At 44.1% G+C, this 12,516-nt stretch carries 7 protein-coding genes; 4 read left to right on the plus strand and 3 right to left on the minus strand.

Annotation, left to right across the window (positions count from 1 at the left end; genetic code table 11):
* The first annotated feature begins 110 nt into the window (after window positions 1–110).
* The 3 genes from mfd (at window position 111) to NLZ44_RS13215 (ending at window position 5,327) form a co-directional block, all read left to right on the plus strand.
* Window positions 111–3,614, plus strand: a complete 3,504-nt coding sequence (gene mfd, locus NLZ44_RS13205; protein WP_493750071.1) for a transcription-repair coupling factor — start codon at window positions 111–113, stop codon at window positions 3,612–3,614.
* A gap of 268 nt (window positions 3,615–3,882) precedes the next feature.
* Window positions 3,883–4,626 (plus strand): energy-coupling factor ABC transporter ATP-binding protein, encoded by a 744-nt coding sequence (locus NLZ44_RS13210; RefSeq protein ID WP_493752995.1) that lies wholly within the window; start codon window positions 3,883–3,885, stop codon window positions 4,624–4,626.
* Window positions 4,627–4,916: 290 nt separating this feature from the next.
* On the plus strand, window positions 4,917–5,327 hold the full coding sequence (locus NLZ44_RS13215; protein ID WP_493750072.1) for a CAAD domain-containing protein: 411 nt from the start codon (window positions 4,917–4,919) through the stop codon (window positions 5,325–5,327).
* A gap of 51 nt (window positions 5,328–5,378) precedes the next feature.
* Here NLZ44_RS13215 and NLZ44_RS13220 read toward each other — a convergent pair whose 3' ends face one another.
* Window positions 5,379–6,332, minus strand: coding sequence for a class I SAM-dependent methyltransferase (locus NLZ44_RS13220; protein WP_493750073.1), 954 nt, complete (start codon window positions 6,330–6,332; stop codon window positions 5,379–5,381).
* Between the two features lie 74 nt (window positions 6,333–6,406).
* Here NLZ44_RS13220 and NLZ44_RS13225 point away from each other — a divergent pair, with 74 nt between their 5' ends.
* The gene (locus NLZ44_RS13225) at window positions 6,407–7,948 is read left to right on the plus strand and encodes a protein kinase domain-containing protein (protein ID WP_493750074.1); all 1,542 of its coding nucleotides are present in this window, start codon (window positions 6,407–6,409) and stop codon (window positions 7,946–7,948) included.
* 75 nt (window positions 7,949–8,023) lie between these two features.
* Here NLZ44_RS13225 and NLZ44_RS13230 read toward each other — a convergent pair whose 3' ends face one another.
* Both NLZ44_RS13230 and adhE read right to left on the minus strand, forming a co-directional pair.
* Window positions 8,024–9,046: an NAD(P)-dependent alcohol dehydrogenase gene (locus NLZ44_RS13230; protein WP_493750075.1), complete on the minus strand. Its 1,023-nt coding sequence runs from the start codon at window positions 9,044–9,046 to the stop codon at window positions 8,024–8,026.
* A gap of 249 nt (window positions 9,047–9,295) precedes the next feature.
* Window positions 9,296–12,067, minus strand: coding sequence for a bifunctional acetaldehyde-CoA/alcohol dehydrogenase (adhE, locus tag NLZ44_RS13235; protein WP_493750076.1), 2,772 nt, complete (start codon window positions 12,065–12,067; stop codon window positions 9,296–9,298).
* Window positions 12,068–12,516 lie beyond the last annotated feature (449 nt).

Raw genomic sequence — 12,516 nt, forward strand, 5'->3', positions numbered from 1 at the left:
GAGTTGATAAATAGGCAATCAGGGTAAGTGGGGGAAATCAGAGAAGTTGCCGTCAAAATAGCCCAAAGGTTATAGAATATAAAAATATTTTGTTGTCAGTCGGCTAACTTATGACCTTTTCTGCTGTAGTTCGGGCCTTGGGGCGATCGCCTCTGACGGCTGAACTTCTGACTAAACTGAACCAACAGCAAGCCCTTCACCTTAACGGTCTTCCCCGTGTTCCCAAAGGACTGACGGCTTCAGCTTTAGCCCAGGAAGCGGGGTTAAACCTATTGGTGATAACAGCTACTTTGGAAGAGGCTGGTAGGTGGTCAGCCCAGCTAGAGGTGATGGGGTGGCAGACAGTACACTTTTACCCGACCTCGGAAGCATCCCCCTATGAACCCAGTTATAGCGAAGAGATGGTCTGGGGACAGATGCAGGTATTAGCGGACTTAGTGACAAGAAACACGGGGAAAGCGGACCCGGTGGCGGTGGTAGCTACAGAGAGGTCTTTACAACCCCATCTCCCTCCGGTGAGTGACTTCCAGAGTTATTGTCTAACCCTGAAGTTGGGGATGACCTGGGAAGGAAAAACCATAGACGAAAAACTCGCCCGGTTGGGATATCAACGGGTGGCAGTGGTGGAAACTGAGGGGCAGTGGAGTCGCCGGGGAGATATTGTAGATGTGTTCCCTGTGGCTTCAGAACTTCCGGTGCGTCTGGAATGGTTTGGGGATGAGTTAGAAAGAATTAGGGAACTGGACCCGGTGACACAGCGATCGCTTGATCGGGTTGAGCAACTAATTCTCACGCCGACGAATTTTGCTCCCATTATCGAAGCGAATTTATCCCTATCTACGGAGACCCTAGAAACTCTCAAATCGGCTCAGATATCGGAGACGAAAACCGGACTATCTCATCTGTTAGGATTAGCATATCACAAGCCAGCTTCTTTAATTGATTATCTACCGGAATTAACTTTAGCGGTAATTGATGAACCTGACCAATGTGCAGGTCATGGCGATCGCTGGTTTGAACATATCGATGAACAGTGGCAAAATGAACAAGGTAAGCTGGTAACAGCAGAAGGGATATCCCTGGAAATTCCGGCAATTCATCAATGCTTCCGGGAGTCCCTAGCGGCGGTTGAAAATCGTTTTGATAGGCTGTATCTGAGTGAACTGGTCGATTATAAATCCCCTCTTATTCCGGCTTCCACAGCATCGATAAACTTAGCCAGTCGTCCCGTCCCGGTGACTCCCCACCAATTCGGAAAAATTGCGGAGGTGATTCGCCAACAACGCGATCGCCAATTTACAGTCTTTCTAATTTCCGCCCAACCTAGCCGCTCAGTGGCTTTGTTATCGGAACATGATTGCCCATCTAAATTTATACCCAACCCCCGCGACTATCCAGCCATAGACTCATTAATCCGTAATACCCCCATTGCTTTAAAATATACGGGACTAGCCGAATTAGAAGGGTTTATTCTCCCCACCTTCCGTTTAGTTATTATCACGGACAGAGAGTTTTATGGTCAACACGCTTTAGCTACTTCTGGTTATATCCGCAAACGCCGCCGCGCCGCCTCCAAACAGGTAGATCCGAATCGACTACAACCGGGAGATTATGTGGTTCACCGCCAACATGGAATCGGTAAATTTGTGAAGTTGGAAAGCCTGACTATTAATCAAGAAATCCGCGATTATTTAGTGTTACAATATGCAGATGGAACCCTAAGAGTGGCGGCGGATCAGGTGGGAACTTTATCCCGTCTAAGGCGGTCAGAGTCGAAGGTTCCCCAACTCAATAAGTTGACGGGTAAAGCCTGGGAAAAAAGTCGGGAAAAAGTGGGTAAGTCCATTAAAAAATTGGCGGTTGATTTGCTGAAACTTTACGCCGAACGTTCCCAAAAAACTGGATTTAGCTATCCCGATGATACACCTTGGCAGCAGGAAATGGAAGATTCTTTTCCCTATCAACCGACTCCCGACCAACTGAAATGTAGCCAAGATGTGAAACGGGATATGGAAAGCGATCGCCCTATGGATCGTCTGGTGTGTGGAGATGTCGGTTTTGGGAAAACGGAAGTAGCAATTAGGGCAATTTTTAAAGCAGTTACGGCGGGGAAACAAGTGGCATTTCTCGCCCCCACAACGATTCTCACCCAACAACATTATCACACACTCAAAGAACGTTTTGCGCCTTATCCCATTGAAATTGGATTGCTTAATCGCTTCCGTAGCGCTAGTGAAAAAAAGTCAATTCAACAAAAGTTAACGACCGGAGAAATAGATATTATTGTGGGTACGCATTCGGTGTTATCGAAACATATTAAATTTCGGGATTTGGGACTGTTGGTAGTGGATGAAGAACAGCGGTTTGGGGTGAATCAAAAAGAGAAAATTAAAGCCCTAAAAACTCATGTGGATGTTTTGACTCTGACGGCGACTCCCATTCCCAGGACGCTGTATATGGCGTTATCAGGTATTCGAGAAATGAGTTTAATTGCAACCCCACCACCCTCTCGTCGCCCAATTCAAACCCATTTAGGACCATTAAACCAGGAAACTATTAGGGCGGCGATTTGTCAGGAACTAGATCGGGGAGGACAGGTGTTTTATGTGGTTCCCCGTATTGAGGGTATTGAGGAGAAGTCGGCGGCGATTAGAGAAATGGTCCCTAGCGCTAGATTGGCGATCGCTCATGGTCAAATGGAAGCTGGAGAGTTAGAGTCGATCATGCTCACTTTTAGCGCCGGAGAGGCTGATATTCTCGTCTGTACGACCATTATTGAGTCGGGCTTAGATATCCCCCGCGTTAATACTATTCTGGTCGAGGATGCCCATAAATTCGGGCTAGGACAATTGTATCAGTTGCGCGGTCGTGTGGGGAGGGCGGGAGTTCAAGCCCACGCTTGGCTATTTTATCCGGTTAAAGGTGACGGACAGGTGGCTTTGACAGAAGATGCGGTTAAGCGACTGAGGGCGATTAAGGAGTTTACCCAGTTGGGGTCTGGTTATCAATTGGCGATGCGAGATTTGGAAATTCGCGGCGCTGGGGATATTTTGGGCGCTCAACAGTCGGGTCAAATGAATGCGATCGGTTTTGATTTATATACCGAAATGCTACAGGAAGCTATCCAAGAGGTACGCGGACAGGAAATTCCCCAGGTCGATGATACTCAGGTGGATCTGATTTTGACGGCATTCATCCCATCAGATTATATCACAGATTTAGATCAAAAAATGAGTGCTTATCGGGCAGTGGCATCTTGTCAGGATTCGGAAGAGTTAAGTAGAATTGAGGAAGATTGGAGCGATCGCTATGGTACAATTCCCGCACCAGCCCAACAGTTACTCCGGGTAATGGAGTTAAAACAAATTGCTAAAAAGTTGGGTTTCGCTCGCATTAGACTGGATGATTCTAAGCAGAATATTGTTTTAGAAACACCTATGGAAGAACCCGCCTGGAATTTATTAAAGCAGAATTTACCTGAACATTTACAGCCTCGTTTTATCTACGGTCGCCAACAGGTAAAGATTCGTGGCTTGGGGGCGTTACCTCCTAGTAAGCAGCTCGATTGTCTCATTCAATGGTTACAAATTATGCAGGAGGGAATCCAATCATAATTAATAATTAATAATTAGGTAGGGGCGGGTTCGGCTGTGAATTATGAATGGCTGACGACCATCTTAATAAACCCGCCCCACGGCGAATAATAATCACCGGTTAGAAACCCGGTTTCTTGACTTCTAATAAATAATTAGGTAGGGGCGCGCCTCCGCTGTGAATTATAAATGGCTGACGACCATCTTAATAAACCCGCCCCACGGGCTATAATGGATAATGGATAATTAATGATGACTATTTAGGAGTTTGAAGATAGACGGCGTTTTGATGAAGCGATCGCATTGGGAATCTAATTGTAGCATAAGAGTTGAGAATCTGACATTTAGCTATGGTGGTGAAAAGCCAATTTGGCGGGAAATTTCCTTTAGCTTGAACCCAGGAGAACGTCTAGGGCTTCTCGGACCAACGGGGACGGGTAAAAGTACACTGATGGAAACCCTAATTGGCTTAAAAAGCCCTAATAGTGGCAAGATTTGGATTCAGGGAACCCTGGTAGAACCGTCAAGCCTGCGACAGATACGCCGCCAGATAGGTTTTGGTTTCCAAGACCCTAACGACCAGCTATTTATGCCGACCATTTTTGAGGATGTCATGTTCGGTCCCTGTAATTATGGGGTTAGTAATGAGCAAGCCTCAGAAATCGCCCATCAATTGTTAGCCCAATTTGGTTTAGCTAAATTGGCTCATCGGTCTGTGCATGAACTATCAGGGGGTCAGAAACGTTTAGCCACCTTAGCGGCCATTCTAGCCCTAAATCCTAGCATTTTGATTTTAGATGAGCCGACCAATGGGCTGGACCCCTGGTGGCGGCGTAACTTAGCGGAAATTTTAGTTAATTTACCTATCGAAGTCCTATTGATTGCTTCCCACGATCTACAATGGGTAAGCCGAGTAACAGAGCGATCGCTAATTTTGGGAGATGGCAAAATTCAAGTAGATCGACCCACTAAAGAACTATTGCAGGATAGGGACACCCTGGAAAAATGCGGTTTACCGGATAATTGGGCCTGAAACCTAGCCCGGCGCAAGGCTGATCTAAAAGTGACTCAATTGCACGAATACATCTGCAATACCAGGCGGTATTTCTTCTGGAAACTAGCGGACCGTCTCTGTGATAGGGTAGGGGTGATATTCGCCGAAAAACTCAACTTCAAGGCGTGGACTTGCAGCCGTGGGACACGCGGTGAAGATGCTTGGTGAGGGGTTAAGCGCCCGCTCCCCGAAGACCCAAGAATCCCCGTCCTGTTAGGGCTGGGAGTGTCAATAGCGATAATCTTGTATTAAGTCGAAGGAGATTTAACATGGTAGAACCTACCAAAAGTGCCAACCCCACCACCACTTCCCCCGAAGGAGGAACTATGACACCCACACAAGACCAGGGACCGAATAAAGAACAATTTGAAGAAATCAAAGAGAAAGTAGTTGTCTTTTTGTCGGAACTACCAGGTTATGTTTCCAAGTTTTTTGGAGAGTATCAAAAACCTATTGTTACTATCCTGTTAATTGTGGTGGCAGTGGTCACAATTAAGGTGTTATTTGCGGTAGTTGATGCCCTCAATGATATTCCCTTGGTAGCTCCCACTTTTGAGTTAATTGGCATGGGATATGCGGCTTGGTTTGTCTACCGTTACTTGCTCAAAGCATCCACCCGCCAGGAATTAGTACAGGAAGTTAACTCGTTACGCCAACAGATTTTTGGCAATAAATCCTAACTAGAAAAACGCCGATTTTCACTTGGGCGCAATAGCGCCCTATTTTTTAACTCAAGGTTTGATGGCAATAATAGTTCGATGACGGGGGTCAGTTTCGACAGTGGTTTTATAGTCAAATCCACATTCAGATAAGGCGGTTTCTACATCAAAGGTATAGTAATCATCGGTCCAGGGTTCTGTACTTTTCATTAAGGTAAATAGCACGGGTGGCAGATTTTGAATGACGGCGGATTTGGGGTTATTATCAACTATGGCTAACACACCATGCGATCGCAAAATTCGTAAGGCTTCTTTAAATATCTTCCGCGTGGCTGTTCGCGGTAATTCATGAATCACAAATTGCAAAGTTACCACATCAAAAGAATCATCAGGAAAACCCGTATTCTCAGCGTTAGCGTGTTTCCACTCACTAATTTTTCCTTGAGTATCCCGCATTTTTGCCACCGATAACATATAGGGAGATAAATCTAAGCCTACTGTTCGGATTGAGGTTTCTTGTCTGTGTTGATAATAACTATGTAAAGCCTGGGTAGAAATTCCCACGGAACAACCTATATCTAAAATATCACGAACTGGGTTAGGGCTATAGTTTTCTAAAACCTGATGAAAACTGTGCCGCAACCTTTCCTGGGCTGTTAGCCATGATAAATCCTCTTTTGGCCATACTCGCAAAGCCATTGAATAGGTAGCAGACTCCGCCTCAAAAGCAGCTTTCCAGCAAAGATTTCCTTCATCATAAGCATGAAAGGGAACTTGATAATAGTCGGGGTAAACTACTGTGGTATCAGTGATTTCTGGGAGTAAGGCTGTTACGCCAGACCCTTGGAGTTGCTGATAAGTTTCTCGCCAGGGAATGCCTTTCTTTTCGGCGGTTTTAATTAACACCCGTCTAGCCTGATATTTCATGACGCTGAAAATTGGCTTAGTTTGGATGAGAAGATTCACAAATTGGGAGAGGAAATCACCACCAGCCCAGTCGGGTTTGATTTTATCACTTGTATTCATCAGACGGACATTATAATCATCAACAGTTGATTATCTCATAGTCTCAGCATCTGTGTTAGAGTTAAGGGATAACTATGTCTCAGGGAAAAACTATGAGTCTTTGTTTTAATCCCGCCTGTCGCCACGAAAACCCCAAGGATATTGTATCCTGTGAACGCTGCGGTCAGTCATTAAAGTTAGGCGATCGCTATCGAGGATTGAGAGAAATTGGGTCTGGGGGGTTTGGAAGAACCTATTTAGGTATAGATGAAAGCGAAACTAATCACCCTCCCTGTGCGATTAAACAATTTTTCACCCTTCTGACTAATGATGCTAAAGTATCCTCTCGCCTCTTCCGTCGAGAAGCCCAAAGTTTACAGGTGCTTAACCATCCCCAAATCCCCAAATTTTTGGCATATTTTTCCATAGATGAACAACAGTATATTATCCAAGAGTTCATTCCGGGAGAAACCTTAGAACAAGAATTAGCGGAAAGGGGGGTATTTGGGGAAAGCCAAATCCGAGATATCCTCAATCAAATTTTACCGATTTTACAATATCTACACGCCAGAAACCTAATTCATAGGGATGTTAAACCCGCTAATATTATCCGTAGACAAAGCGATAAACTTCTCTTTTTAGTAGACTTTGGGGCGAGTAAACTCCACACGGGAACTAACCTGGCTAAAACGGGAACTAGCATCGGAACTGCGGAATTTGTCGCCCCAGAACAATTACGAGGAAAAGCGGTTTTTGCGAGTGACCTGTATAGTTTAGGTGTGACCTGTATTTATTTATTAACGAATACATCACCGTTTAATTTGGTGGATGGTGATAATCATTGGGTATGGCGAGATTGGCTGGGGGAAAATGCGGTTAGTTCTCAATTGGCGGAAGTTTTATATGGTCTAATTTCGCCAGGTCTAAGTAACCGTTATACATCAGCTTCAGCGGCATTAAAAGACCTCAATCAGCCTCGAAAAGCGAAAAATGTCTATGGTAGGTATTTGTGGTTTGGGAGTGCGATCGCTGCATCTATAGCCCTGTTTTCTGTGTTAAAAACCACCCAACAATCATCAAAGATTGAACCCCCCACCTCACGAAATGAACCGATTATTCGCCCCAGTAATTTAGAGGCAATTCAATCATTATCTACTTATATTAATCTGCAAAACGAAGCCTATTTAGACACGGGAAAATTTATCGACCAACTCTCACAATTAATTGCCATACCTAGCCATTATTTTGAGGTACAAGTTATTAATAATCATGGAGTACAAATAGCCGCGATTCCTCGCCAAAGTGATAGTTATGGTTATGTAGCGGTTTTATGGGGGGGTAAAATCTCAGATGCGGATAACCAACGCCAACAAAATTGGCAACCCAAAGACCCGACAGATTTGGGAACTTTTAGTCTGCCTAGTTTTCGGAAAACCCCCTCTGATTATATCACGAGAGTTAACTATTGTGAAAGCATCCAAACGACGACAGAACCGCCATTATTATCAACGGTAGGGGAATCACTACCCCTTTCCACAGATGAATTACCCTGTCCCCCCGGTTATGCTTTTTCCCTGGGAATAATTGATGCAATAGGTAAATTATCCGCCGCCAGTTACCCGACAAATGTTCAGTAGAAATTAGCGCCAAAATTCTCAGCAAGTATCTTGGCGCTATAACCTGGTAAATCTAGCCGTGATTGCAACTATTGGCTAATCAGCTAGTAAAACAATCCGATAGCGGGCTTGATTAGCGGCTACCTTATCCATAGCTTCATTGATTTGACTTAATGGCATAGTTTCAATCATCGGTTTAATCTGATTCACGGCTGCAAACTCCAGCATTTCCGCCATAAACCGCCGACCGCCGACAACGCTACCCACCACAGCTTTTTGACCAAAAATCAAAGGAATTAGGGGTATATTTAAAGTCGAAACTGGGATACCCACAAAACACAAAACCCCGTTATTAGCTAACAAGCTAAAAGCCGCATCCCAATCAGTTTCTGAAGAGATAGTAGAAAGCACTAGATCAAAACTTCCGGCGATCGCCTTCATTTCTTCAGCCGTCCCCCATTGTTGGAAGTTATGAGCGCCAAATTCCTTAGCTTGTTCTTGTTTATTTAGGGAAGTAGAAAACGCCGTAACTTCAGCCCCCATAGCCCTAGCAAACTTAATCGCTAAGTGTCCGAGTCCGCCAATTCCCATCACCCCAACTTTCATCCCCGGGTGTTTTATATAGGTCCGCAAGGGGGTATAAACGGTAATTCCGGCACATAATAGGGGGGCGGCGCTGGCGGAGTCTAAAGCATCGGGTATTTTATAGGTAAAATCTGCGGGAACCCGTAGGCGGTCAGCAAATCCCCCATGATGACCTACAATCAGACCTGTGTAGCCCTCGCGACAGATATTTTCTTCTCCTTGTAAGCAATGGTCGCAAGACCTACAGGAATTTCTAATCCAGCCAACCCCTATGCGATCGCCTTTATGTAGAGAAGTCACTTTTTCCCCAACTTCTGTAACTTCTCCAACCACTTCATGACCGGGAACCAGGGGATATTGACTGACATTCCAATCATTATCCCTCATGTGAAGATCCGTATGACACAAGCCGTTGTGAGTGACTCGAATTTCTACTTCATCAACCTGTAGAGGTTCTGGTTCATATTCCCAAGGTTGCAATTTTTCACCGGAATTTAAAGCCGCATAAGCCTTAACTTTAGTGGCTGTAGTCATATTAATATTTTCCTGATTATTAGCATTGCCTTGTATTGTACAATCCCCTTTAATAACCCCAGTCAAAATTAACATTTTTTTAAATTTTGGGCGGGCGGCATTTTCAGCAATAGCCAGATAGTTGGGGAGAATTTGGTCAAGTGATGATTACTCAAAACAGGTCAACCAAATGGCGATCGCTATGTTATAGCGATCGCCAAAAGCCGAAAGTCAAGTAAATTTGATGGAAATATCCTCGATTACATGGGATTACATAACCCCAGTTTTCCACCAAGCATCATTTAACCCGATTAATGTATCCTTATCCAGGTCGCCAACAGCCATAGCCGACTCACCACCTTGACAATACTTGTCAATCATTTCCAGATATTGTTTTTGTTGAGTTTGCGCCGTATTTTCCGGCTGACATTCTGGGTGAGTCGGTGCTTTTTTAACAGCCGGTTCATGATAAGCAGTAGCGTACAAATTCTGCAAATCAGCAATTAACGGATAACGGGGATTAGCAGCAGTACATTGGTCATCAAAAGCCTGGTTAGCCAAATTAGGTAAGTTACTCATAAATTCCTTTTCTTCGATGTCTAGTGATTGTTTAATGGTCGGTGGAATCTCAATTTGTTGCTTGAGATATTCCACAGCTTCTATCAATTTTTCTACCTTCTCATCAAGGGTATTTCCGCCTAACTTGAGGTAGTCAGCTATTTCTGCATAACGCTGTTTAGATTGGGGGTATTCATACTGCGGAAAAATCGCCTGTTTAAAAGGTACATCCGTAGAATTATACCGAATTACATGGGAAATCATTAAAGCATTTGCCAAGCCGTGAGGCAAATGGAAAGTCGAGCCTAATTTATGTGCTAGGGAATGACAAATACCTAAAAAAGCATTAGCAAAAGCCAGACCAGCAATAGTGGCAGCATAATGCACCTGTTCACGCGCCTTCGGGTCTTTTGCGCCATTTTTATAAGCAGAAGGCAAGTATTTAAACAGTAACCCTAATGCTTCTAATGCCAGTCCATTAGTAAACTGTGACGCACAAATTGAGACATAGGCTTCTAAGGCGTGAGTCACCGCATCAATACCACCATAAGCCGTTAGTTTTTTCGGCATATTTAAGGTTAATTCCGGGTCAACGATCGCCATATTTGGGGTCAGGGCATAATCAGCGAGAGGATATTTAATCCCCGTGCGATCGTCGGTAACCACAGCAAAAGGTGTCACCTCAGAACCCGTCCCAGAAGTAGTAGGAATTGCCACCATAATAGCTTTATTTCCTAGTTCTGGTAAAGCATAAACCCGCTTCCGAATATCCATAAATCGCGTGGCTAAACCGTCAAACTCAATTTGTGGATGTTCGTACATCAGCCACATAATTTTAGCCGCATCCATGGGGGAACCGCCACCAAAAGCGATGATCATATCGGGCTGATAACTATTCATAAGTTCCACCCCTTTATTAATATTAGAAAGTTTCGGATCTGGTTCCACATCATAGAACACATAATGAGGTACTTTTATCCGGTCTAACACCTCCGTAACTTGTGTAACTAATCCCAGATCAAACAGAGGTTTGTCCGTCACAATAAAAGCCCGTTTTTTACCCCGTAACTCTCCCAGGGCTACTGGTAAACATCCCCCCTTAAAGTAAATCTTGGGCGGCACTCGGAACCACAACATATTTTCCCGACGTTCCGCGACATTTTTAATGTTTAATAAATGGTGTGGTTCCACATTTTCGCTAATCGAATTACCCCCCCAACTACCGCATCCTAAAGTCAAAGAAGGAGACAGTCGGAAATTGTAAACGTCGCCAATAGCCCCCTGAGATGAAGGACTATTAATTAATACCCGCCCAGTGTGCAAACGATTTTCAAAATATTTAATATGTTCGCTATTCCCAGGGTGAGTATACAAAACAGATGTATGTCCTTTACCACCAAAAATAATTAACTTTTGGGCGGTCTCAACTGCTGCGGGGAAACTACTAGCCCGATACATTGCCAAAATTGGCGACAGCTTTTCATAAGACAAAGGTTCATTAACCCCAACTTCTGTAACCTCTCCTATCAGAACTTTGGTATTTTCTTCTACTTGAATACCTGCCATTTCTGCTAGTTTTTGCACCGACTGACCCACAATTTCCGGATTTAATCGCTCATCTTGAAGAATCAGTTGTCGGATGGCTTCTTTTTCCTGCTGTTTCAGAAAATATGCACCCCTGGCGATTAACTCCTGTTTAACGCTGGTATAAACCTCATCTTGAACAATCACTGCTTGTTCAGAAGCGCAAATCATACCATTGTCAAAAGTTTTGCTAATTAAGATAGAAGAAACAGCCATTTTCAGGTCAGCAGTCCCATCAATAATGGCGGGAGTATTCCCGGAACCCACCCCCATGCTAGGATGTCCAGATGAATAAGCAGCCTGCACCATTCCCGGTCCGCCTGTTGCTAAAATTAGGCTGATATCAGGATGCTGCATCAACTGTTGAGACCATTGGAGAGTTGGGTTATCTATCCATCCAATAATTCCCTCTGGTGCGCCAGCAGCTACCGCCGCATCTAGGATAATTTTGGCAGCTTTAATGGTGCATTCTGTGGCTCTGGGGTGAGGAGAAAAGATAATACCATTGCGGGTTTTCAGGGCTAATAAGGCTTTAAAAATAGCGGTAGATGTCGGATTAGTGGTGGGGATAATTCCCGCTAAAATTCCTAGGGGTTCGGCGATTTTTTGCCAGCCATAATGGGGATCAGACTCGATAACATCACAGGTCTTTTCGCCTTTGTATTTGTTGTAAATGTATTCAGAAGCAAAGTGATTTTTGATTACCTTGTCTTCTACTACTCCCATTCCGGTTTCTTCTACAGCCATTTGAGCCAGATTAATCCGGGAGGCGTTGGCGGCTAAAGCAGCGACTTGGAAAATTTTGTCTACCTGTTCTTGGCTGTAAGTCGCGTATTGGGCTTGAGCGTCTTTGACTTGTTGGATTAAATCATTCAGGTGAGTTTCTTGGCTAATTTTCATGGTTTACGCTTCTTTTTCTGCTACGATTTGCTAGGCTATATTTTGCCAAGGAGATGCTATCAAATATGGTCATTTTTGCCATACTAAGCCCCGACGATGATATTTAATCATTGCCAGCAATTATAGCCAATTCAGGTGATAGATGCCCTTTAGTTCAAAAAGGTAGGTATGGTCAACTTATTAACATGGGTGGTGAACACATACCTACACATAGACGAACTCTGATCAAAGAAAGGATTCCAGTATGTAATCTGGACGAATTAGTTATTGGTAGCTAACCTTTAACTCTGCCCACTTTCATTTATAACAAACTAAATTCTTTATGTCAGCAGCAAAAAGTAGGATTGTGTATCTACTTTTTTCGGAAAATCTCAGCTTGCTGGTCGCGAAATGGTAGGCAAAAGTTTCCCAAGTCGGATAAAGTTTGATTGAGTAGGATGGAGTGATTG

The organism is Arthrospira sp. PCC 9901 (assembly GCF_059013425.1).